Origin of the sequence: Gluconobacter frateurii (genome assembly GCF_002723955.1) — a bacterium.
Lineage (GTDB): Bacteria > Pseudomonadota > Alphaproteobacteria > Acetobacterales > Acetobacteraceae > Gluconobacter > Gluconobacter frateurii.
On record NZ_BEWN01000002.1, the window covers coordinates 300,450 to 322,800 of the forward strand.

Here is a 22,351-nt window from a genome sequence, read left to right on the forward strand (position 1 = left end):
GGATGGTCATTTGGGAAAGAGGAATGAAACGATGCGATTAAAAGTAAGTCTGGCGCTTGCGGCTCTGCTGGCACTTGCTGCGTGTGGCCCTGATTATGGTGGCCAGGGCTCACGGCAGTTCCGGGGTGATGGGTATGGAAATACCGGATCGGGTCGTAGCAGTTTCGGGTATCAGGGCGGCCCAACCTGAAGATAAGGCTCTGGCTTGTAGTCAGGCCAAGGCGTCTTGAACCAGTTTTTCCTGCTGGGCGGCGTGAGCACCCGGTAGGCCTGTAGCTGGTGAAGCGGCACTCTCACGGCCAATATATTGTGGGCGCTGAACTTTGTGCCCACATTCCTGTAGAGCGCGTTCAATGCGCCGGTCTACGAAAATCCATGCACCGTTGTTCTGCGGTTCTTCCTGACACCAGATGATCTGTTCAGCGTTCGGGTATAATTCCAGCTGCTGGATCAGGGCGTGATGGGGGAAAGGATAAAGCTGTTCCAGGCGGATGATGGCGACGTCCGTGCGGTTCTGTCGGGCGCGTTCGGCAGTGAGGTCGTAGAAAACCTTTCCTGAGCACAGGATGATCTTTCTGGCGTCTGTAATCTGCTGTGGATCTGCCAGAACGGGCTGGAAGCGTGTGTGTGGACCCATTTCTACAAGTGGAGAGGTTGCTTCCTTATGTCTCAGGAGAGACTTGGGTGTGAAGATGACCAGTGGCTTGCGGCAGCGCCTTGCAATCTGGCGGCGCAAGGCATGGAAATAGTTTGCCGGGCTGGTGATGTTGCAGACGCGCAAATTGTTTTCCGCGCAGAGCTGGAGAATACGCTCTGGTCTGGCTGACGAGTGCTCAGGGCCACCGCCTTCGTAGCCGTGTGGCAGCAGGAGCGTCAGGCCGGATGTTCGGAGCCATTTCGTTTCGCCGGAAGCGATGAACTGGTCAAGAATGACCTGTGCACCGTTTGCGAAGTCCCCAAATTGAGCCTCCCACAGAACCAGCGCATCCGGATCACCGAGTGAATAGCCGTATTCGAAGCCGAGGACGGCAAATTCAGAGAGCGGAGAGTTCCAGAGATGCAGAGGGGCCTGATGGGGGGCGATATGGGCCAGAAGGGTTTCTTCCCGGCCGGTGTCCTGATCGAACAGGACGGCGTGACGCTGGCTGAATGTGCCGCGGCGACTGTCCTGGCCTGACAGGCGGACGGGATGCCCGTCCATGGACAAAGTTCCGAACGCGAGGGCTTCGGCTGTGGCCCAGTCTAACGGTCCGCCATCTGCTACGGCTTTGCCGCGGGCAATGATCTGGCGCGCGAGGCGCGGGTGTACGTTCAGGCCCTGCGGGATGGTGCCGATGGCTTCACCAACCATCCGAAGACGATCGAGCGGAACGCCGGTCATGGGCTGGATGCGTTCTGGCTCATCCTGAAGGCGCGTAGAGTCCTGCGGGCCGTCCAGCCAGTCTGTTGCGTTCGGGCGGTAGTGTTCTGCGGCGGCGTACTGCTCTTCCAGTCTGCGCTGGAAGTGTTGCCACATGTCTTCGACCTGCTCGGCTGTCAGGAGACCTTCGCGGATCAGATGGTCAGCGTAGAGACGGCGCGTTGTAAGACGGGACTGGATGGCGTGAACCATGGCTGGTTGAGTGAAGGCCGGCTCATCGGTTTCATTGTGTCCATGGCGGCGATAGCAGACGACATCGAGAACGACATCCGAGTGGAAATCACGGCGCCACTCATGAGCCAGAAGGGCAGCCCGGGCGACAGCATCAGGATCGTCACCATTCACATGCAGGATGGGGGCCTGAATGGATTTGGCGATGTCCGTGTTGTGGATACCAGAATGGGCGTCTGACTGGACTGTAGTGAAGCCAATCTGGTTGTTGATGATGACGTGAACCGTGCCGCCAGTGCGGTAACCTTCGAGCTTGGAGAGTGCGAGGGTTTCATACACGACGCCTTGCCCAGCGAAGGCGGCGTCACCGTGAACGAGGATACCTAGATGGCGATCGCGGTCTTTGTCTTTCTCGCGGTCCTGATCAGCACGGACGCGTCCGAGGACGACGGGGTCGACTGCCTCCAGATGGGATGGGTTTGGTAGCAAGGAAATGCGCAGGGTATGGCCTGCGTGTTCCATCGTGGTGGAAGTACCAAGATGGTATTTGACGTCTCCGGAGCCCTGGATGTCGTCCGGCTTGAACGAGGCGCCTGCAAATTCGCTGAAAATGGCCGCAAAGGGTTTGCGCAGGATGTTGGCCATGACGTTCAGGCGGCCACGATGTGGCATGCCGAGCGAGACGGACTTTGCGCCGTCCCGGGCGGCGGCGTCGATCAGGGTGCGGAGGGCGACGATAACGCTTTCTCCGCCTTCCAGACCGAAGCGGCGCATTCCCATGAAGCGCTTCTGGCAAAAGCCTTCGAATCCTTCGGCGCGTGTCAGGGCGAGCAGAATGCGTTCTGGTTCCATGGCGACGACAGGCACGGTGTTCTCGAGGCGATCAATCCACCACTGACGCTGGGTGGGATCCTGAATGTGCATGAATTCTGCTGTCAGGGTGCCGCAATAGGCGCGGCGCAGACGGGCCAAGAGGTCGCGGTCAGCGTCTGGGGGGCTGAGTTCTGGAAGTGTGGGTGTGGCAGCCAGTCCCAGTGGATCGAGTTTGGCTAGTGAGTGGCCGCGCAAACGGTAGGCGTTTTTTAGGGTCTCGGCGCTACCACTGGTTGTTTCCGTCGAGGGGCGATCTGCGCCGAGTGTGTCGAAAAGAGCGGCGAAAGCTGGATCAACGGATGTAGGATCGTTCTGCCAGCGAGCGTGAAGCTCGGCCAGATAGACGGTGTTGGCGCCGTTGATGGCATCGCGGTCGTCGCGGTGATCGCCCATGAAAATCGGTCTCCAGTCCCAGGGGGCGCGAACTCTAGCCCATCACGGGAAAGTGGGGAACGCATTTGGATAAAGCATTCCGTGTCAATCGTCAGATGGGGAGAGGAAGCGCTTCATGGAAGTGATGCGTCGTTCAAGCGTCTGTTTTGCGATGGGGGCACCGGTGACGTCAAAGGCGTGATAGGCGCCGGGAACGACATCCAGCTCTACAGAGACACCGCTTCTGATGAGGCGCTGGGCATAGAGCAGGTCTTCTTCAAGAAAAAGGTCGAGAGCGCCAACGGTCATGATGGTTGGCGGCAGTCCGGACAGATTCGTGGCGCGGGCTGGGGCGGCATAAGGGGAAATATCTTCATCACCCGGGTGTGAAGGGGTCAGAAGAATGTTCCATGCGTAGGTATTGCTTGCGCGCGTCCAGACAAATTCTCCGGCGGTAGGTGACGGATTGGGGGCGTCGTTGACGGTATGGTCATCCAGCATGGGGTAGATCAGGTTCTGGAACAGGATGGCTGGGCCGTGTCGGTCTCTCGCGAGTAGGCAGAGCGCGGCGGCAAGATTTCCGCCTGCGCTTTCGCCGGTGACGCCGATTTGGTCACGGCGGATGTTGAGAGTCTCGGCATTGTCATGGATCCAGCAGAGGGTGGTGTAAGCATCCTCGATGCCGCCGGGAAATGGGGTCTCGGGTGTCAGGCGATAGTCCGGGGAAATGACCAGACAGTTTAACTCCTGTGCGAAACGGCAGAGGTCACCGGTATTCTGCTCGGGACGGCCGGCGCAGTGTCCGCCACCATGAAAGTGAAGCAGGACCGGCCCTGGAGATGAAGCGGTTTGCATGGGGCGGATCGTGAGAAGGCGAAGCGTTCTCTCGTTATCGACACCTGCTGTAATGTGGCGTTGTTCGACCGTCACACGAAAGTCTTCGGCAGTCTGGAAAGCTTGTGCTGCCCTGTCTTCCAGTGCGTTCCTCAGTGCGGGAAGGGTTTCCGAGCTGAGATCGACAGAGGGGAAAGTGTCGAGGGCTGGACGAAGTTCAGGAAGGACGAGGGGCAGAGTGTTCATCGAGGTTCCTTCGGGCGGCATGAAGACAATGGGGCATTTTCTGAACGTCTGTTGATAACAGCGGTTTGAAAGGCAGGATTCAACGATAGGTAAAGTTTGCCACAAAAATGCCGCAACTTTTTTAGTGCGAGAGTCGTCATAGGAGCAGTGCCTACTGGCCGTTTCCAAAAATCGCCGTGGGCGTGTGGGGAGTTCTGCTCATGCGTGCTCTATCTGTCTTTTATGCTTTGATCGTTCTCGGGATCGGCGTGCCGGCTGCGCAGGCTCAGTCGGCGTCGCCTGACACAGGGAGCCCGCAGAACCGCCTTGTTGAAGATGCGGGAATGTCGGGTGTGGATCGGCGGCTGATTGTCTGCCGGATCAATCCCAAGCTGTTGCATACGGCCTGGGTTGGAGAGGTGAAGGACGTTCCGCATCCGCAGGTCTGTACCGGAGGGGCAAACCGGCTGGGGGCAGGATATGTCCGATATCTGGCGACAAGCAGGGTTTCCAAGGCATACAAGCCGCTCAGAGGGTAAGTTTCTTTCGTCCGACAGAAGGCTGGCATGTGTGGAATAGGCCTTGCCGGGTTTGTAGGGCGGGGCTAGCCTCAGGCGCTATGTCCAACATTTCTCTCGATTATGATGCCCTGACGCAGACACCGGTTGCGGAGAAGCCTTTCCCGCATGTCGTGGTGCCGCATTTCATTAGCAATGATGATCTCAAGGCTGTTGTGGCTGATTTGCCGGAAATGAAATCCGGTGGGTCTTTTCCGCCCGAGGCTTTAAAGCTCACGCCGCGTGTGGCGGGCATGATTGAGGAATTGCAAGGGCCTCGGCTCAAGGCCTTGATTGCGGAAAAATTTGGTCTGGATCTGGCAGATGCGCCGACGATGCTGACGGTGCGTGGGCGGACGCGTGAAAAAGACGGTCGCATTCATCGGGACTCTGATGCCAAGCTGGTGACGATCCTGCTGTATCTGAATCCGCGGGGAGAGGATTGGGCGTCACGGGATGGCTGTCTGCGCCTGCTGAATGGTCCGGACGATGTTGAGGACTATGATGTTGAGGTGACGCCGGCGGAGGGGACGCTTCTGGTGTTCCCGAACGGGCCGACGACCTGGCATGGGCATCGGCAGTTTGTTGGGACGCGGTATGCCATCCAGCTCAATTATATGGCGACGGGTCAGAAGGCCCAGTACGAACTGCGGCGACATCGTCTTTCGGCGCTGGTCAAGCGTCTGCCTTTCGTAGGCTGATTTTAAAGGGAACGGGAAAAGATCATGGGTTATCGGGTTGCGGTTGCGGGCGCCACGGGAGCGGTGGGGCGCGAACTGCTACGCATTCTGGCGGAACGGAATTTCCCTGTGGACGAGGTTGTGGCGCTAGCGTCGCCACGCTCAGTCGGAAAAGAAATTTCCTTTGGGGACAAGAAGGTTCTCAAGGTTCAGAACCTTGAGACGTTTGACTTCAAGGGCTGGGATATTGCGCTCTTCTCGCCGGGCGGTGAGGTTTCGGCGGTGTATGCGCCGAAGGCTGCGGCTGCGGGCTGTGTTGTGATCGACAATACATCCCATTTCCGTATGGAGCCGGGCATTCCGTTGGTTGTGCCAGAAGTGAATGCTAAAGCGCTGAAGAAGGCGCGTCGTGGCATCATAGCGAACCCGAACTGCTCCACTGCGCAGATGGTGGTGGCGCTGAAGCCGCTACATGATCTGTTCAAGATCAAGCGTATTGTGGTTTCGACGTATCAGGCGGTGTCTGGTGCAGGCAAAGATGGCATGGACGAACTGTTTGGTCAGACCAAGGGCACGTTCGTGAACGATCCGCCGACGGTTGCGCAGTTTACCAAGCAGATCGCCTTCAACGTCATTCCACATATTGATCGCTTCATGGACGATGGTGCGACCAAGGAAGAGTGGAAGATGGCGGTTGAGACCCGCAAGATTCTCGATCCGGATATTCAGGTTCTGGCGACTTGCGTGCGGGTACCCGTCTTCATTGGTCATTCCGAGGCGATCAGCATTGAGTGTGAGAAGCCTATCGATCTGAAGAAGGCCCGTGAGGCGCTTCGCAAGGCTCCAGGCGTGATCCTGCGTGATGAACGCGAGGATGGTGGCTATGTGACGCCGATTGAGTGTGTTGGGGAAGATGCGACGTATGTGTCGCGCCTGCGGATTGATCCGACCGTGGAGAATGGTCTGGCCCTTTGGTGTGTGTCCGACAATCTTCGTAAGGGTGCTGCACTGAATGCGGTGCAGATTGCGGAGAGCCTGGTTGAGCAGGGTCTTCTCAAGGATGGGGCGCTCCTTCCCGTGAAGGAATAAGCTTCTTCTTTAAAGTTGAATGCGTCTGAGGGGAGACCTTCTGGCGCATTTTTTATGTCGCGATGAAGAGGGTTATTTGTGACGGTTCCACGTACCGAAACAGTTCTGGACGTTAACCAGACGATTGAGCTTCTCCCCCTTGATGCTCTGTTGGGTCGTCTTCTGGAATCACAGAAGGCTGCGTTGGATCGGGTTGGGGAGGCGCTACCATCGATTGAACGGGCTGTTGAAGCTGCTGTGCCACGTCTTCAACGGGGTGGTCGTCTGATTTATGCGGGAGCAGGGACGTCCGGTCGGATTGGGGTTCAGGACGGGGTTGAACTGACGCCGACTTTCGGGCTTGCGCCGGAGCGTCTGGTTTTGTTGCTCGCGGGTGGAGCGGGGGCCGGGACGCAGGCCGTTGAAGGGGCGGAGGATCGGGAGGATCAGGCACGTCTTGACCTGAGCGAGCATGTTCCTACTGCGAATGATGTGGTGATTGGGGTCGCTGCTAGCGGGAATACGCCTTACACCTGCGCGATGGTGCGTGCAGGCCGTGATGCAGGGGCGCTGACGATCGGGGTTAGTGGCAATGCGGATGGGCGTCTGCTTCGAGACGCTGAAATCGGGATTTCTATTCCGACAGGAGCGGAGGTTCTGGCTGGATCGACTCGGATGGCCGCAGGGACGGCGCAGAAGGTTGTGCTGAACCTGTTCTCTACAGCCCTGATGACGCGGCTTGGGCATGTGTATCGCGGCCGTATGGTGGATATGCGGATCAGCAATGACAAGCTGCAGAAGCGTGCCGAGCGCATGGTGTCTGAACTTTCCGGCGGGACTTACGAAGAGGTACGGGAAGCGCTTGCCTTGGTTGGTGGGAATGTGAAACGGGCTGTTCTGATCCGGCATGGGGTGGAGGCCGAGCAGGTTGAAGCGCTTCTTCAGCGCTATAAGGGTGACCTGCATGCCGCATTGGCTGCTCTGTAATGCCTGAAACGGGATCGGGCGATCTGCGCTGGGCCATTGGATTGATGAGTGGGACGTCGCTCGATGGCGTGGATGCGGCTCTTGTTCTGACGGATGGGGAACGCATTGCAGAATATGGGCCAGCGTTGACGCTTCCGTATGATCAGATGTTACGGGATCGGATGCGATTGCTTCTGGATCATGCCGTCGAACTTTCTGGAAGTGAGGCTGACCTGAAGGATGTCGAACGAGAAGTAACGCTCAGGCATGTTGAGGCTGTCAGCGCTCTTCGGCAGATGATGCCGACGATTGTACCGGACGTCGTTGGCTTCCACGGGCAAACTATTCTGCATCAGCCGGGCATGGGACGAAGCTGGCAGATTGGCGATGGTGCTTTGTTGCAGGAGCAATGTGGCATTCCCGTTATCTATGATTTCCGGGCGAGGGATCTGGACTATGGGGGAGAAGGAGCGCCGCTTGTTCCCGTCCTTCATGCCGCTCTTCTGGACCGAGAAGAGAAGTCTGTGGCTGTGTTGAATATCGGGGGGGTGGCGAACGTCACGCTGCTGGGGCCCGTGAAGGACGGTAATCGTCAGGTCTGGGCCTGCGATACGGGGCCAGGCAATGCTCTGCTGGATGACTGGGCGGAGCGTCATACGGGAACGGCTTGCGATACGAATGGCGCGCTGGCTAGCCGTGGGGTAGTGAAGCAGGACGTGTTGGAGCGTTTGCTGAATGGCTCTTATTTCAGTCGTCCCATGCCGAAATCCCTGGACCGGTTGAGCTTTCATGGGCCAGCTATGGAAGCTGTGCGGGGGCTTTCCGCTGAAGACGGAGCGGCCACGCTGCTAGAATTTACGGTGGAGGCGATTGCTCGGACGCCGATGGAGTTTACGCCGGACAAGTGGTTTGTTGCGGGCGGAGGACGACACAATCCGGTACTGATGGATCGATTGCGGTCGCGCCTAGGAGACGTATCGTCTGTTGACGTTCTGGGATGGGATGGAGATGCGTTGGAGGCGCAGTGTTTTGCGCTTCTGGCTGTTCGTTATCTTCGACAGTTGCCTTCCTCGTGGCCTCAGACCACGGGAACACGTCAGGCCTGCGTGGCAGGCCGCGCCGTAGCATGACGTGGTCTGCTTTTTGACTTAGACCGGGGCGAGTTCAGGCCAGCCGGTTTCCGGGCGGTCAAGATGCGTGAGCAGGTCATGATCGCTGGTGTTTGTCAGATCCTTTGTCAGGGTCTTGAACAGCTTTTTGGTTGTTGGCTTGTCGAGATGCTCACGGATGTCGTGCAGTGCCTGTGCCGGAGCAACGAGGAAAATGCCCTCGATATTGGAATCCTGTGCGGCTTTATTGATATGCGTCGCCAGATCTTTCGTGAAATGGGTTTTGAGCTGCTCTTTTGGATTTGTGTGAGCTGCTTTGATGGACCCTACGTCTTTGGCTGCATCGGAGCCTTTATGCAGGTCAAAACTCTCTATGGTGCGAAGCTGGCTTCCTTCCAAACGAAGAAAGCGGCCTTTTTCGCCGTCAGCGATGACGTAAATGACTGGATCTTGAGTCGCCATTGTCTTGGTCCTTTCGAACAATCAAATGTGTCCCTGTTTTAACGAGTAGAGGTTCGGGAAGTTGCGTACGCAAGGGGATTCTGGCCGATTCCTGAGACGCTAAATTCATGAAAAACAAAGATTATTGCGCGTGGTAGTAAAGTTTTTGCGGGGCATATGAATTTTTTTCTTGAAACCCGGCGGCGATATGACCACTCTCAATATTGAGCCCACGGAAAACTTTCCCAGAGGGTTCAAGGAGGCGAATATGGCTCTGATGAATACTTTCATGCCGTATATCGGATCAATCGGCGCTGTCATGGCGGTTATTGTCTATAACGCATCCCTAAGGGCTGAACGACCAAGCTTCTCCTATGCGCGTGTAAAGCGCCGACGATAGCGTCCCGAAAGGGACGCGTATCCCGATACTCGATACGTTTTTCCTCTTTCGCCGTTGTTAGCCCTGTTTCACACTGAAGGGCACTATGGCCTTTTTCTTTAAAAAACCACGCAATGCTTCTCCTCCTCATGGGCGGACTGGCGTTCTTCTCCTTAATCTCGGGACACCTGACGATACTGGCTACTTTGCCGTACGTCGTTACCTGAGTGAGTTTCTTTCTGATCGGCGCGTGATAGAAAGTCCGCCGTTGATCTGGCAGCCCATTTTGCAGGGCATCATTCTTACAAAACGTCCATTCGCCAGTGGTGCGAATTATGCACGCATCTGGGATCGCGAAGAGAATGCTTCGCCGTTGCGGGTTTATACCCAGCGACAGGCTGAGAAGCTGGCTTTGCGTCTCAAGGGTGACGGCGTGCCAGTTGAATGGGGAATGCGTTACGGGCAGCCATCTGTTGCACAGGGCCTTGAAAGCCTGATGGATCAGGGGTGTGACCGGATCATCAGCATTCCGCTTTATCCGCAGTATTCCGCGACGACGACTGCGACAGCGAACGATCATCTTTTCCGCGCACTCATGAAATTACGCCGTCAGCCCGCTGTGCTGACGATGCCGTCTTTTCCGGATCACCCACTGTTTGTCCGGGCGTTGGAACAGTCTGTTCGTAAGACTTTGGAAGGTTTGTCTTTCAAGCCTCAAGCTGTTGTTGCGTCCTTTCATGGATTGCCGAAAACCTGCGTTGAAAAAGGCGATTCCTATCAGGAAGAGTGTCAGCGCACGATTGTGGCCTTGCGGAAAGCATTGGGATTCAGCGATGAGCAGATGCCGCTCACATTCCAGTCTCGCTTTGGGCCGCTGGAATGGATCCAGCCTTATACGGCACCTTATGTTACCGCGCTGCCCAAGCAGGGGATCACCAAGATTGCAGTAATTATGCCTGGCTTTATGTCGGATTGCATTGAGACACTCGACGAAATTGGTAATGAGCTTCGTGAGGAATTTATTCATGCCGGCGGTGAAGATTTCGCCCCGATTCCCTGTTTAAACGATACGGATGAAGCTATTGACCTTCTGGAAGGTCTATCCCGTTCTGCGCTCAAGGGTTTCCAGTTTTCCTGAGAGGCTGTTGAGAGCATTCGGAAAAGAAAACGCCCGGCTTCAGGCCGGGCGTTTCTGTTTTCAGAAGTGTTGGTTGGGCTGGGGAGCTGGCGCCGGTGTGTTTGGACCCGGCTCAGGATGTTCGGCGTCGTACCATTCTGCTTTCTGCTTGGTGGACGCGGCATCATGATGGCGCTGCCACCAGCTGGCATTTGGATCTGCAGGGTGTTCCTTGTCCCAAAGGGCTGCCTTTTCGCGGAGATCCTTGCGATAGAGATGACGGCGATACATGCCAGCGGCACAACCACCCATAGCACCGACGACGGCGTGATGATTGGCGATATGGCCGCCGACAGCTCCGGCGGCGCCGTATTTGATGCAGCCGCCAGGTTCGGCAAGGGCGGCAGGAGCGGCGGTCAGAAGGGCTGCAAGAGCCAGTGCGGATCGCGTTAAGCGGATCGTCATGGTGGGTTTGGTCTCTCGTAAGTGTCTCTCTAGGGAAAAGAGACTTTCTAAGTGTCGAAATTAGGTCCGTGCAGGGAAGGTTTCAACTCTTCTCCTCTATGTCTGACATTTTAAGCTTGAACTGCATCCGGGTTTTTCATATAACTATGGCATTGAGCCATAATTCACTCAGCTGATGGTTCGATAATTCATATTGAGAATAAGATTTTACGAGAGGCTCATCCTGATGGATGCAGCCTCTTTTTTTATGCGCCAAGCAGGATTTCAGAGTGTGGATATTCCCGGTTTGGACCTTTCTGGTCTGCTAGCTGACATCCCGGCCCGATATGAGCTTTGGGTGGCTTTGCTGATTATTGGATGCAAACTGGTTACGGTCTTTTTGCCTCCCCCACAGAATACATCACGATTGAACGGAATTTACCGTCTGGTGGCCCTTCTGGGGCTGAACATTGGCTGGGCTGCCAACCGTCTGGAACGGCAGGTCAGCAAGAAGGTCGTTGTTTCGAAGGACGGAGAGGGCGTGAAAACAGACGCTGCTTCGGAAGCAACGGGCCCTTCTCCTGGCAAGGCTCCGCAACAAGGCGCCTGACAGGGTTATTTTTCAAACACTATTCATACGGATCATGAAAATATGAATGCTATTTCCAGCCGAATTCTGGATCAGCACACGGCTGTTCGTCGCGTGCTTCCGAACTATCGCTCGTCCCGGTGGACGATTGCCGATGCGCTGAAGGTTCGTACAGACGATCCGACGACGACAATGCCGGTAATCGACTACAATTTCCCGGTCATGTCCAACGATGTGATGATCTGGGACAGTGGTGCCCTTCGTGACATGCATATGCGCACTGTTACGTATAAGGGCTGGTTTGTTCTCTGGTCCCTGGCTGTGGACAAGATCGACAAGACCAATGCCAAGATTTATGACGAATGGCACTCCCGCAATGATCGTGCCTATATCGGCTACTGGTACAGCGCCGATGGTGTTGAGTGGACGTGGGGTGGTCGCCTGTTTCAGACGTCTGCTGATCTGCGTCCGTGGGAGTGGTCTGGTTCTCTGGTGATGCGTGAGGGCACCGAGAACAAGGTGGACATGTTCTATACGTCCGTTGGCGCACCGGACGGCAATTCTGTTCCGGCTGTCTGTTCGGGCACCATTCATGCTGATGACAAGGGTGTCTGGTTTGAGGGCTTCTCGGCCAGTACGGAAATGTTCAAGGCTGACGGCGTTCATTACGCCAATGCCTCTGAAGACGCGTATTTCGATTTCCGCGATCCGCAGCCGTTCATCAATCCGGGCGACGGCGAGCTTTACACGCTGTTTGAAGGCAATGTTCCCGGGATGCGGGGGCAGTTTGTCGTCGGTTCTGATGAGATGGGCCATGTTCCGCCGGGTTATGCGGTGGATGCGGGTGCGCAGTATGGTGCTGCCGCAATCGGTCTGTCCCGCTGTGTGTCCAACTGGCGCAAGGGCGATTATTCCCGTTGGGAGCTGATGCCTGCCCTGGTGACGGCTCTGGGCGTGAATGATCAGACGGAGCGTCCGCATTTCGTCTTCAAGGATGGTCTGACCTATCTATTCACCATCAGCCATCATTCCACCTATACGGGCAAAAGCACGGGCCCTGATGGTGTGTATGGTTTCGTCTCCGAGAAGGGGATTTTTGGTCCCTACAAGCCTCTGAACAGCTCGGGTCTGGTACTTGGTAACCCGTCTTCGCAGCCATATTCGACGTACTCGCATTTCGTAGATGCGCAGGGCTATGTTCAGTCGTTTATCGATACGATTCCGGCGGCCGGTCAGAACGCTGAAAGCCCTGATACCTATCGTATTGGCGGCACGCTTGCTCCGACGGTACGGCTGGTTCTGGATGGTGATCGGACGTTCCTGACGGAAGTTCATGATTATGCGCAGGTTTTTGCGCAGGCTGCCTGGCCGGCCTCTCTGGCCTATGACGTTCGCGCCTGATTTTTATAAAGGCAGGATCCGTTCTGCCTGAAAGTCGGGAGTGAGACATTACGAAAGCCATCCCCTGCATGGGGGTGGCTTTTCATTTTTCTGGAGCGTTGATTGATGACGGAACGCAGGCTCGGCAAGCTGCCACCTCGTTATGATGCGCGGACCTATCGGTTTTCGCCTGTTCTGGCGGCGCATGTTCCAGAGGTTCCGGAAAGTCAGGATTGGTCTGCAGGGGTGCCTTATCAGATGTGGGGCAATGACCGGTTTGGTTGTTGCGCGTTTGCTGCGCATGCAGCTCTCACGGCCACCTGGACGAAGGCGGCTCAGGGGCTGGTTCTTCTGTCCAGCGAGCAGGTTCTGCAGAATTATGGCGCAGTTACGGGATTTGATCCGTTAACGGGTCAGAACGATAATGGCACTATTCTGCTTGAACAGTTGGGATACTGGAAAAGAAACGGCTTTGTTCGGCCTGGTCAGACCAAGGATTATCTGACGGCCTACGGGGTTATTGATGCCCATTCCGTCAATGGGATCAAGCGGGGCATTTCTTATCTTGGGGGCGTTCTGGCGGGGGTGCAGGTGCCTCGTGGGTTTCTTGATCTTCCATTGGGTGCGAGCTGGGACTGGAATGCCGTTCAGGATCATGCCTATGTGGGCGGCCATGCGATTGCACTGACGGGTTACACGACTGAGGGTGTATTTTTCAATACATGGGGCAGTCGGACATTCATGCCTTGGGATACATTGCTGCGGATCTGTGATGAGGCCTATGGGCTGGTGAGTCGGCAGAATTGGCTGACGGTAAACGGTGTGTCCCCCAAGGCGGAAGCTATTCATGCACTCGTTGCGGAAATGAGTGCGGCATGAGGCCGTTCTATGTTTTGCCCATATGGCTTTTGCTGTCGGGCTGTGTTTTTACCGGTGGTGCGCAAACTTCAATCGATGCAGCGTTGGGTGGGGTTCAGAAAGATCTGACGAGAGCTGGCATTGTGAGTGCTTCAGATGTGCAGGACTGGTCTGAAGAGCAGGCAAACCGCTTTGATACCAATATTCGTGCGCTGCAATGTGCGCAGCGGAATGTAGACCCTGTTGTTGCGCTTGTTTCCGGACCTGTGGCGATACAGTTGAATGGCAGTCTGACCCAGTCCGGTTCTTTCTCTGTTTCAGCCCTGACAAGTGTTCCCGTTTTGGGAATTACAGCGGATGCCAGCCGTTCAACAACACAGCAGCTCAGTTTGCCTGTGCAGTTTGTGCCTTTGTCGGCGTTGCCGGATGCAGAAATGCAGCGTGAGGTTGAATATGCTGGCGCTTTGCTTGGCCAGTCTGACGCTATTCGCGACAAGGAAGGGGAGAAAATTCTGATATCTCGGCAGACGTTGGCTGTGCGTATTCTGGATCTTCAAAAGCCGGATGCTTTGAAGCTGTGCAAAGCCGATCAGCCGGTTCATCCCTTTGTGGGCATAAAAGAGCGTTGAGCATCAGAATAAGTGAAGTCAGAGCTGTATTTGAAATGTGCACGGAAGAGCATTGTCTGTTTTGCTCTGATCAGATTTTCTGATTATCCGTTTATCGGCTGGTCGGAGTGAGAGGATTCGAACCTCCGGCCCCTGCGTCCCGAACACAGTGCTCTACCAGGCTGAGCTACACTCCGTGCCGACGGCGCTTCTCCTACCGGGGATTTACAAAACGCGCAAGAGGGCGCGCCGGAAAATCAGACGGAGAGCAGCAATCTTTTGAGGTGGTGCCATGAGAACAGCACCGTGACGGCTTTTCCCTGAACGTTCCAGACGGGCAGGAGGCCGACGCCGCCGTCTTTGACAGACACACGTGAGTCTGCAGAGTCATCGCGGTTATCGCCCATGACGAAGAGCTCGCCTGCGGGCACCGTAAAGGCGGGAACGGTGTCGAGCGTTCCTGCTGTTGTCAGTTTGAGGATGTCATGGTGCGTACCGTCGGGGAGTGTTTCCTCATACCGTCTGGCAGGTACGAACCTTCCTGGGGTGAGTTCGGCCTGATAGGGGCTTTTTTCGTGCCAGGGAAGGGCTTTTCCATTTAAAAAGACATGTCCGTTGGACAGGGCAATTCTGTCTCCCGGCAGGCCGATGACACGTTTAACCCAGGTTTCATTCAGATTGGCAGGCGCTCGGAAAACGACCACATCTCCCCGGTGCGGCAGGCGGGTGAAAATGCGGAGATGCGGAAGAACAGGAATCCGCGTTGCAAAAGGAAGACTGGCTGTTCCCCATCCGTAAGGCGGTATGATAGCGACGACCTCATCCCCGATTTCGAGTGTTGGCTTCATTGAGGCCGAAGGCACGACATAGGCGGCGCCCAATGCGCTGTGAATGAAGAATGCGCCGAGCAGCGGGGGAAACGCAGGAAGAATTTTTTGGAAGGTACGTCGCAGGGTCATTGGGTGTCTCCGTCGTGCAATAGGATGTCACACGGAGGTCGGTCTGCAACTTAAGTTCTGGACAGTTCACGTCATGCAAAAAGCAGGCGATCCGTCATGGATCGCCTGCTGAAAAGGTTCAGAGGGCCTTTTCGAGTGCGGGCAGAACCTCGAAAAGGTCGCCCACGATACCGTAATCGGCGACACGGAAGATCGGGGCTTCTGGGTCCGTGTTGATGGCCACGATCACGCGGCTGTCTTTCATGCCGGCCAGGTGCTGGATTGCGCCAGACAGGCCAACAGCGATGTAGAGTTCCGGAGCCACGATCTTGCCGGTCTGGCCGACCTGCATTTCGTTCGGTGCAAAGCCGGAGTCCACAGCAGAACGGGATGCACCAATGGCGGCGTTCAGCTTGTCGGCAATGGGTTCGAGCAGCTTGAAGTTGGCTGCGTCCTTCATGCCCTTGCCGCCCGAGATGACCACACGGGCTGCCTCAAGTTCCGGGCGATCGGAGGCAGAGAGTTCCACCTTCACGAAAACGGACTTTTCGCTGACTGGTGCGTCCAGTGTCTCAACCGGAGCGGAGCCGCCGTCTTTCGGAGCGGGATCAAAGCTGGAACCCCGAACCGTCAGAATCTTGATGGCGTCTGAAGACCGGACGGTTGCCAGTGCATTGCCTGCGTAGATCGGACGAACGAACGTTTCGGCATCCTTGATTTCGACCACATCCGGGATGGGTTGAACGTCAAGCAGGCCTGCCAGACGCGGCAGAATGTTCTTTCCACTGGCAGAGGCAGACGCCACGATGTGGCTGTAGTCCTTTGCGATGGACGCCAGCAGATCGGCGGCAGGTTCGGCCAGATCCGTGGCTAGACCGGGCACGGACAGAACCCGCTTGATGCCCGGAAGGGCTGCGGCGGCACTGGCGCCTTCCCCAAAAACGATGGCGTCTACATCGCCAAAGCGTGTGGCGGCTGTCAGGGCTGAACGTGATGCCTGACGGACTTCACCATTCTCGACTTCGAGCAGAACAAGAGCGGTCATCAGATCACCTTCGCTTCTGTCTTGAGCTTTTCGACCAGTTCGGCCGCACTGCCCAGCTTGATACCTTCCTTGCGTTCTGCCGGCTCTGCGACAGAAACGACAGTCAGGCGGGAGGCAAGATCAACGCCGAGATCGGCAGCCTCAAGCGTTTCGAGAGGCTTTTTGCGTGCCTTCATGATGTTTGGGAGAGACGCATAGCGGGGCTCATTGAGGCGCAGATCGGCTGTCACCACGGCGGGAAGAGCCAGGGAGACAACTTCCGTACCACCGTCGATTTCGCGAGAAACTTCAATGCGACCGTCCGCCACACTGACTGCACTAGCGAACGTGCCCTGTGGCCAGCCGAGCTTGGCTGCCAGGATCTGGCCGGTTGCGTTCATATCATCATCGATGGCCTGTTTGCCCATGCAGACAAGACCTGGCTGTTCGCGTTCGACAATGGCTTTCAGGGCATTGGCGACGGCACGCGGCTCAAGCGTATCATCTGTTTTGACCAGAATGGCCCGGTCTGCGCCCATCGCCATCGAGGTACGCAGGATATCCTGCGCCGCCTGAACGCCAATGGTCACTACGACCACTTCGGTTGCCACGCCTTTTTCGCGCAGGCGGATGGCTTCTTCCACCGCAATTTCATCGAACGGATTCAGGGACATTTTCAGGCCCTGCGTTTCGACACCACTACCATCGGCCGCTACACGCACCTTGACGTTGTAATCGACCACCCTTTTGACTGGGACCAGAATTTTCATCGTGATCTTTCGCTGCTGACGCCGCTGGAAAAACGGGCGCCACCGTACCGGAAATGGATCAGGAAGTCACATTCCGGTCAGAAAGCGGCCCGTCTGTTTGGAAGAATTACATCCCGACAGGGTAGTTCGGGCCGCCGCTGCCTTCTGGCGTGCACCATTCGATATTCTGCGTCGGGTCCTTAATATCGCAGGTTTTGCAATGGACGCAGTTCTGCGCATTGATGCGCAGGGACCACTCATTTTCCCCGCTTTTTTCCTGCTCGTAGACGCCGGCCGGACAGTAGCGGCTTTCCGGCGAATCAAAGACGTCATGGTTGACGGTGCGCCAGATGGCCTCATTCCGCAGCTTCAGATGGACAGGCTGGTTTTCCTCGTGGTTGGTGGCGCTGAGGAAAACCGAGCTGACGCGATCGAAGGTCAGGACGTTGTCTGGCTTTGGATAATCGATCTGCTCGCAAAGTGCTGATGGACGTAGCGTCTCATTGTCGGCATGCGGATGATGCAGTGTCCAAGGGGCGCGGCCACGCAGGATCATGCTGTCGATGCCCGCGTAGAGCGCGCCAGCCTTCATGCCCCATTTGGCGAAAGCCGGACGGATATTGCGGACATCGCGCAGCTCGGACCAGAGCCAGGAGTTGCGTACGCGTTCTGTCAGGCTTGATGCTTCAGCCCGTTCGGTCTGGAGCGCTTCGGCCACAGCTTCGGCGGCCAACATGCCGGATTTCATTGCTGTGTGCGTTCCCTTGATCTTGGGAACGTTCAGGAAGCCTGCCGAGTCACCAGCCAGAACGCCACCGGGGAATGTCAGGCGAGGAATGGACTGAAGGCCACCTTCGGAGAGTGCACGTGCGCCATAGATCAGGCGTTTGCCGCCCTCGAAGTGTTCCCGGAAAGCCGGGTGCAACTTTGTGCGCTGCATTTCCTCGAAGGGTGAAAGGTAAGTGTTGCTGTAGTCCAGGCCGGTCACAAAGCCATAGCTGACCAGATTTTCTCCGAAATGATAGAGCCATGCGCCACCATAGGTGTGGTCATCCAGCGGCCAGCCAAAACTGTGCTGCACGAGTCCGGGACGATGCTTCTCCTTGGGGATCTCCCAGACTTCCTTGATGCCGAGGCCGTAAGTCTGGGTATCGACACCTTTGCGTAGACCGAAACGCTTCATGGCATGGGCGCTCAGGGAACCGCGTGCCCCTTCGGTCAGGATCGTCTGCTTGGCACGAAGGATCATGCCGGGCGTGAAGTTGGGACCATGCGTGCCATCGCGCTCGATGCCCATATCGCCCGTAATGACGCCGGCAACGCGATTGTTTTCGATGAACAGTTCAGCACCTGCAAACCCGGGATAGATCTCGACACCAAGTGTTTCGGCCTGTTCACCCAGCCAGCGACAGACTTCCCCAAGGGACACCACATAATTTCCGTGGTTCGCCATATGGGGCATGACGCGATCCAGATAAGGAATCTGAAAGGCGCGCTTTTCAGTCAGGAAAAGCATGCGCTCTTCCGTGACTTCCGTGTTCAGTGGCGCACCAAGAGAGCGCCAGTCTGGCAGGAGTTCCTCAAGCGAACGCGGCTCGATGACGGCACCCGAGACGATGTGCGCACCGATCTCGCTACCCTTTTCGATCAGACATACCGACGCGTCCGGCGCAATCTGTCGCAGGCGGATCGCCGCGGACAGACCGGCGGGGCCACCACCGACCACCACGACATCGAATTCCATTTCTTCGCGTTCGATCTGGGTCATGATGTCAGGAACTCACTGTAGTCAGATAAAGGGACGGCGCCTCAAGGGCGCCGGGTAAAGGTCCAGTAGAAGGGCTGTCGTCCTTCCCGGAAGGCTTTTGCCTCATATCGGGTTGGAGACCATCCTTCGGGACGTTCCGTCTCCGGAGGGGGAGCATCAAACAGATCCTGCTTGCCCATCACTTCGATCACCCAGTCCTGGTAAACGGGATGATCGCTTGCCACACGCCAGATGGCGCCGGGCTTAAGAACGCGATGAAGTTCCCGAAGGTTCTCTGGATGCACAAAGCGACGCTTTGCATGGCGGGATTTCGGCCATGGGTCCGGGAACATCAGATAAGCGCGGTCAAGGCAACCGTCGGGCATATCCTTAAGCAGAAGACGGGCGTCTTCTGGCCAGATGCGGAAATGCTCGGGTGGTTGGGCTGTATCTTCCTGACCATCCGGCACAAGGCGCGACATCAGGGAGCACAGGCCGTTCTCGAAAACCTCTGAGGCAATGTACCCGACATCCGGGTTCATTTCAGACTGGGCTGCTGCGTGTTCACCGCCGCCAAATCCGATTTCAAGAAAGACGCGTGAGACCGGCGAGGAAAACCCGGCAGTCGGGTTTTCCGCAGACGCAAAAGTAAAGCGCGGCAGCGTTTCTTCAAGAAGATGCTGCTGCCTTGCCCGGAGCGGGTGGCCGCGCTGGCGGCCGTAAAGCCGCTCCGGCTGGGGTTTGAGAGACTGTGTCAGGGGCTTACCTGTTCAGTGCGTTGCGGAGGGTGTCAACCAGATCCGTCTGTTCCCAGGTGAAGTTGTCCAGAGCAGCATTCGGCACGCGGCCGAAGTGACCATAGGCGGACGTCGGAACATAGATCGGGCGGTTCAGGCGCAGATGCTTGCGGATGCCGCGCGGGGACAGATCCACAACTTCATTGAGGAGCAGGCCGAGGCGTGCTTCGTCGATGTCCTTGCCTGTGCCGTCGAGGTCCACATAGACCGAAAGCGGCTTGGAAACGCCGATGGCGTAGCTGAGCTGGATCGTGCAGCGATCTGCCAAGCCAGCAGCAACAACGTTCTTGGCAAGGTAACGCGCAGCATAAGCAGCCGAACGGTCAACCTTCGTGGGGTCCTTGCCGGAGAATGCGCCACCACCATGAGGGGCTGCACCACCGTATGTGTCCACGATGATCTTACGACCTGTCAGACCAGCATCACCATCCGGGCCACCAATGACGAAGTTGCCGGTCGGGTTCACATAGAACTCGTCTTCCGGGCAGCTCCAGCCATTCGGCAGAACGTCATTGACGACGCCGCGCAGCGTTTCGCGGATCGTGTTCTGGCTCATGCCTTCAGCGTGCTGCGTGGAAATCACGACAGACGTCACGCCAACCGGCTTGCCATCGACATAACGCAGCGTGACCTGGCTCTTCGCGTCCGGAAGAAGGCCTGCACCGCGGGCATCGCCGTTCTTGCGGTAGTCGCGGATACGCTCAAGGATTGTCTGGGCGTAGAACAGCGGAGCCGGCATCAGGTTTTCGGTTTCGCGTGTTGCGAAGCCGAACATGATGCCCTGATCGCCAGCGCCTTCGTCCTTGTCGCTGCCGCTGTCAACGCCCTGGGCGATATCAGCGGACTGTGCGTGCAGGTAAGACGTGATCTCGGCGTTCTTCCAGGAGAAACCTGCCTGGTCGTAGCCAATGTCCTTGATGGCCTCGCGTGCGCGGTCGATCAGCGTGTCTTCGACAGCCTTCGGGCCACGGACTTCACCGGCCAGGATGACACGGTTCGTCGTGACCAGCGTTTCACAGGCAACGCGGGCTTCCGGATCGGCTTCAAGATAAGCGTCCAGGACGGTGTCGGAGATACGGTCTGCCACCTTGTCGGGATGGCCCTCGGAAACAGATTCAGAGGTGAACAGGAAATCGCCGTGATTGCGCACTCAGGGACCTCGCAGGGAATGAGTGGTGAAAAGGGCCGCAGGCGCCATGACGGACAGACTGCAGCATTCAGGAAGGCACGGCTTGGCGGAATTGCACGCAGGGGTCAAGTGCCTAGGGAATGGTTGGTTATTTTTTCTGCGCGATATCTGCATAAGTAATTGTATAAAATACGTAAAATCAGACATATTTTCACGGTAAATAATAGTGAAAATAAGGTGCAGACGGTCAGACAGTATGCCGGTATGTATGGGGAGTGCGAAAGCGCCACATCTCGATGAGGTACAAATGGCATACGTGGTTAGTTTCTTTAGCGGTAAATCCTGTCTTGTAACGGGTGCTGGAGGCAATATCGGTCTCGCCACTGCGCTGCGTCTCGCAGAAATGGGGACAGACATTGCTCTTCTGGACATGAATTCGGAAGCGTTGGCGAAAGCACAGGCCGCTGTCCGCGAGAAAGGTGTGAAGGCAGAGTCGTATCTCTGTGACGTGACGTCTGAAGCTTCGGTCAATGATGTTGTTAGTCAGGTTGTTGAAGATTTTGGGAAAATCGATTTTCTCTTCAACAATGCCGGGTATCAGGGCGCTTTTGCGCCGATTCAGGATTACCCGGCAGAAGATTTCCCCCGTGTGCTGAATATCAACGTCACGGGTGCTTTTCATGTTCTGAAAGCAGTTTCCCGGCACATGATTGAAAACGGCTATGGACGGGTCGTGAATACAGCCAGCATGGCAGGCGTAAAAGGGCCACCAAACATGGCGGCTTATGGCGCATCCAAGGGCGCAATCATTGCCTTGACCGAAACGGCAGCTCTCGACCTCGCACCTTACAACATCCGCGTTAATGCGATCAGCCCGGGTTACATGGGGCCGGGCTTCATGTGGGACCGGCAGGTTGAATTGCAGGCCAAGGCCAATACGCAGTATTTCTCAACTAATCCGGAAGAAGTCTCCAAACAGATGATCGGTAGCATCCCGATGCGTCGTTATGGAGATATCAGTGAGATCCCGGGTGTCGTGGCTTTCCTTCTCGGAGACGATTCCAGCTTCATGACAGGTGTGAATCTGGAAATTTCCGGCGGCTGAAAGCCTGATCTTCGCCGGATGATCAAACCGTCCGGCGAAACACGTCTGCCATGCCGTACAAACCCGGTGGCTGCTGTGCGAGCCATCGGGCTGCCATGACGGCACCCCGGGCAAAGACCCTGCGGTCGAGGGCGCGGTGAGACAGAGTGATCTGTTCGTCTGCTGCCATGAACATCAGGTCGTGTTCCCCCACGATCTGGCCGCCGCGCAGGGAAGCAAAGCCAATGGTGCCATCCGGGCGAGCGCCATTCTGATCGAGGCGCATGACATCCTCAAGGGCTACGTTTCGCCCTTCCGCGACAGCTCGCCCAATCGCAAGGGCTGTGCCAGACGGAGCATCAACCTTCTGGCGATGGTGCACTTCCACAATTTCCGCGTCATATCCCGGCAGGCCCGCGCCAAGCTGTTTTGCGAGTTCCAGAAAGAGCGTAAGGGCTGGAGAGAAATTGGCTGCCTGAAGAACCGGGATATGCTTTGCGGCCTCGTCGACCGCAGCCTGATCTTCCGAATTTAGACCTGTCGTTCCAAGAACCCACGGACATCCTGCGGCAGCAAAAGCTTTGGCATGGGCCTGCACGGTCGAAGCGTGACTGACGTCGATCACAACGTCGCAGATCTTGGCGAGATCGGCCGGATTGGTCGTGATGTTCCGACCGTCATCGGAATGTCGGGCAAGGCCACCTGCAAGAGAGACACCCACTTCTTCAGCACAGAGAGAGCCTAGTCGGCCTGTAATGCCAGCAATACCAATCCGGGGAAGAGTCGTCATAA

Annotated in this window: 23 protein-coding genes and 1 tRNA gene; 12 read left to right on the top strand and 12 right to left on the bottom strand. The window is 56.6% G+C overall.

All coding sequences use genetic code 11. The annotated features are described in order from the left end of the window. The first annotated feature begins 31 nt into the window (after window positions 1-31). Window positions 32-190: a hypothetical protein gene (locus tag GFR01_RS15710; RefSeq protein ID WP_167384226.1), complete on the top strand. Its 159-nt coding sequence runs from the start codon at window positions 32-34 to the stop codon at window positions 188-190. A gap of 21 nt (window positions 191-211) precedes the next feature. Here the strand turns inward: GFR01_RS15710 and GFR01_RS06790 are convergent, their stop codons facing one another. Both GFR01_RS06790 and GFR01_RS06795 read right to left on the bottom strand, forming a co-directional pair. Further along, window positions 212-2,857: a 2-oxoglutarate dehydrogenase E1 component gene (locus tag GFR01_RS06790; RefSeq protein WP_099181821.1), complete on the bottom strand. Its 2,646-nt coding sequence runs from the start codon at window positions 2,855-2,857 to the stop codon at window positions 212-214. A gap of 84 nt (window positions 2,858-2,941) precedes the next feature. Continuing rightward, the gene (locus GFR01_RS06795; protein ID WP_099182123.1) at window positions 2,942-3,916 is read right to left on the bottom strand and encodes an alpha/beta hydrolase; all 975 of its coding nucleotides are present in this window, start codon (window positions 3,914-3,916) and stop codon (window positions 2,942-2,944) included. Window positions 3,917-4,116: 200 nt separating this feature from the next. Between GFR01_RS06795 and GFR01_RS06800 the strand changes: the two genes are divergently transcribed. The 5 genes from GFR01_RS06800 to GFR01_RS06820 all read left to right on the top strand — a co-directional run bounded on the left by GFR01_RS06800 (window position 4,117) and on the right by GFR01_RS06820 (window position 8,296). Continuing rightward, window positions 4,117-4,434 carry a hypothetical protein gene (locus GFR01_RS06800; protein ID WP_099182124.1) on the top strand — a complete coding sequence of 106 codons (318 nt, stop codon included), beginning with the start codon at window positions 4,117-4,119 and terminating at the stop codon, window positions 4,432-4,434. Window positions 4,435-4,514: 80 nt separating this feature from the next. Next, window positions 4,515-5,153: a 2OG-Fe(II) oxygenase family protein gene (locus tag GFR01_RS06805; RefSeq protein WP_099181822.1), complete on the top strand. Its 639-nt coding sequence runs from the start codon at window positions 4,515-4,517 to the stop codon at window positions 5,151-5,153. A gap of 24 nt (window positions 5,154-5,177) precedes the next feature. Continuing rightward, window positions 5,178-6,221, top strand: coding sequence for an aspartate-semialdehyde dehydrogenase (locus GFR01_RS06810; RefSeq protein ID WP_099181823.1), 1,044 nt, complete (start codon window positions 5,178-5,180; stop codon window positions 6,219-6,221). Window positions 6,222-6,299: 78 nt separating this feature from the next. After that, entirely contained in the window at window positions 6,300-7,187 is an 888-nt protein-coding gene (locus GFR01_RS06815; RefSeq protein ID WP_099181824.1) for an N-acetylmuramic acid 6-phosphate etherase, read from the top strand. Next, complete coding sequence (locus GFR01_RS06820) at window positions 7,187-8,296, top strand: anhydro-N-acetylmuramic acid kinase (RefSeq protein ID WP_099181825.1); 1,110 nt, start codon at window positions 7,187-7,189, stop codon at window positions 8,294-8,296. The genes GFR01_RS06815 and GFR01_RS06820 overlap by 1 nt, the downstream gene beginning before the upstream one ends. Window positions 8,297-8,314: 18 nt before the next feature. Here GFR01_RS06820 and GFR01_RS06825 read toward each other — a convergent pair whose 3' ends face one another. After that, the gene (locus GFR01_RS06825; protein WP_099181826.1) at window positions 8,315-8,737 is read right to left on the bottom strand and encodes a host attachment protein; all 423 of its coding nucleotides are present in this window, start codon (window positions 8,735-8,737) and stop codon (window positions 8,315-8,317) included. Between the two features lie 464 nt (window positions 8,738-9,201). Between GFR01_RS06825 and hemH the strand changes: the two genes are divergently transcribed. Next, entirely contained in the window at window positions 9,202-10,233 is a 1,032-nt protein-coding gene (hemH, locus tag GFR01_RS06835) for a ferrochelatase (RefSeq protein ID WP_099181827.1), read from the top strand. Between the two features lie 60 nt (window positions 10,234-10,293). Here hemH and GFR01_RS06840 read toward each other — a convergent pair whose 3' ends face one another. Continuing rightward, entirely contained in the window at window positions 10,294-10,677 is a 384-nt protein-coding gene (locus GFR01_RS06840; protein ID WP_099181828.1) for a hypothetical protein, read from the bottom strand. A gap of 247 nt (window positions 10,678-10,924) precedes the next feature. Here GFR01_RS06840 and GFR01_RS06845 point away from each other — a divergent pair, with 247 nt between their 5' ends. The 4 genes from GFR01_RS06845 (at window position 10,925) to GFR01_RS06860 (ending at window position 14,112) form a co-directional block, all read left to right on the top strand. Beyond that, entirely contained in the window at window positions 10,925-11,266 is a 342-nt protein-coding gene (locus GFR01_RS06845) for a hypothetical protein (protein ID WP_099182125.1), read from the top strand. 42 nt (window positions 11,267-11,308) lie between these two features. Continuing rightward, the gene (locus GFR01_RS06850; protein ID WP_063905623.1) at window positions 11,309-12,646 is read left to right on the top strand and encodes a glycoside hydrolase family 68 protein; all 1,338 of its coding nucleotides are present in this window, start codon (window positions 11,309-11,311) and stop codon (window positions 12,644-12,646) included. 105 nt (window positions 12,647-12,751) lie between these two features. Further along, window positions 12,752-13,504 (top strand): C1 family peptidase, encoded by a 753-nt coding sequence (locus GFR01_RS06855; protein ID WP_099181829.1) that lies wholly within the window; start codon window positions 12,752-12,754, stop codon window positions 13,502-13,504. Next, window positions 13,501-14,112 (top strand): hypothetical protein, encoded by a 612-nt coding sequence (locus GFR01_RS06860; RefSeq protein WP_099181830.1) that lies wholly within the window; start codon window positions 13,501-13,503, stop codon window positions 14,110-14,112. The genes GFR01_RS06855 and GFR01_RS06860 overlap by 4 nt, the downstream gene beginning before the upstream one ends. 99 nt (window positions 14,113-14,211) lie before the next feature. Here the strand turns inward: GFR01_RS06860 and GFR01_RS06865 are convergent. From GFR01_RS06865 to metK, 7 genes are all read right to left on the bottom strand, one after another. Beyond that, window positions 14,212-14,288, bottom strand: a tRNA-Pro gene (locus GFR01_RS06865). 60 nt (window positions 14,289-14,348) lie between these two features. Then, the gene (lepB, locus tag GFR01_RS06870; RefSeq protein ID WP_099181831.1) at window positions 14,349-15,050 is read right to left on the bottom strand and encodes a signal peptidase I; all 702 of its coding nucleotides are present in this window, start codon (window positions 15,048-15,050) and stop codon (window positions 14,349-14,351) included. Between the two features lie 118 nt (window positions 15,051-15,168). Next, window positions 15,169-16,074 carry an electron transfer flavoprotein subunit alpha/FixB family protein gene (locus tag GFR01_RS06875; protein ID WP_099181832.1) on the bottom strand — a complete coding sequence of 302 codons (906 nt, stop codon included), beginning with the start codon at window positions 16,072-16,074 and terminating at the stop codon, window positions 15,169-15,171. Next, complete coding sequence (locus GFR01_RS06880; RefSeq protein WP_099181833.1) at window positions 16,074-16,823, bottom strand: electron transfer flavoprotein subunit beta/FixA family protein; 750 nt, start codon at window positions 16,821-16,823, stop codon at window positions 16,074-16,076. Before GFR01_RS06880 ends, GFR01_RS06875 begins: the two co-directional genes overlap by 1 nt. Before the next feature lie 106 nt (window positions 16,824-16,929). Beyond that, on the bottom strand, window positions 16,930-18,570 hold the full coding sequence (locus GFR01_RS06885) for an electron transfer flavoprotein-ubiquinone oxidoreductase (protein WP_099181834.1): 1,641 nt from the start codon (window positions 18,568-18,570) through the stop codon (window positions 16,930-16,932). A 41-nt stretch (window positions 18,571-18,611) separates the two neighbouring features. Then, the gene (trmB, locus tag GFR01_RS06890) at window positions 18,612-19,307 is read right to left on the bottom strand and encodes a tRNA (guanine(46)-N(7))-methyltransferase TrmB (protein ID WP_082784536.1); all 696 of its coding nucleotides are present in this window, start codon (window positions 19,305-19,307) and stop codon (window positions 18,612-18,614) included. A gap of 4 nt (window positions 19,308-19,311) precedes the next feature. Next, entirely contained in the window at window positions 19,312-20,496 is a 1,185-nt protein-coding gene (gene metK / locus GFR01_RS06895; protein ID WP_063905617.1) for a methionine adenosyltransferase, read from the bottom strand. Between the two features lie 286 nt (window positions 20,497-20,782). On the opposite strand from metK, the gene GFR01_RS06900 reads away from it, so the two are divergent. Then, entirely contained in the window at window positions 20,783-21,580 is a 798-nt protein-coding gene (locus GFR01_RS06900; protein ID WP_099181835.1) for an SDR family NAD(P)-dependent oxidoreductase, read from the top strand. A gap of 22 nt (window positions 21,581-21,602) precedes the next feature. Here the strand turns inward: GFR01_RS06900 and dapB are convergent, their stop codons facing one another. Next, window positions 21,603-22,349, bottom strand: a complete 747-nt coding sequence (dapB, locus tag GFR01_RS06905; protein WP_174694677.1) for a 4-hydroxy-tetrahydrodipicolinate reductase — start codon at window positions 22,347-22,349, stop codon at window positions 21,603-21,605. Window positions 22,350-22,351 lie beyond the last annotated feature (2 nt).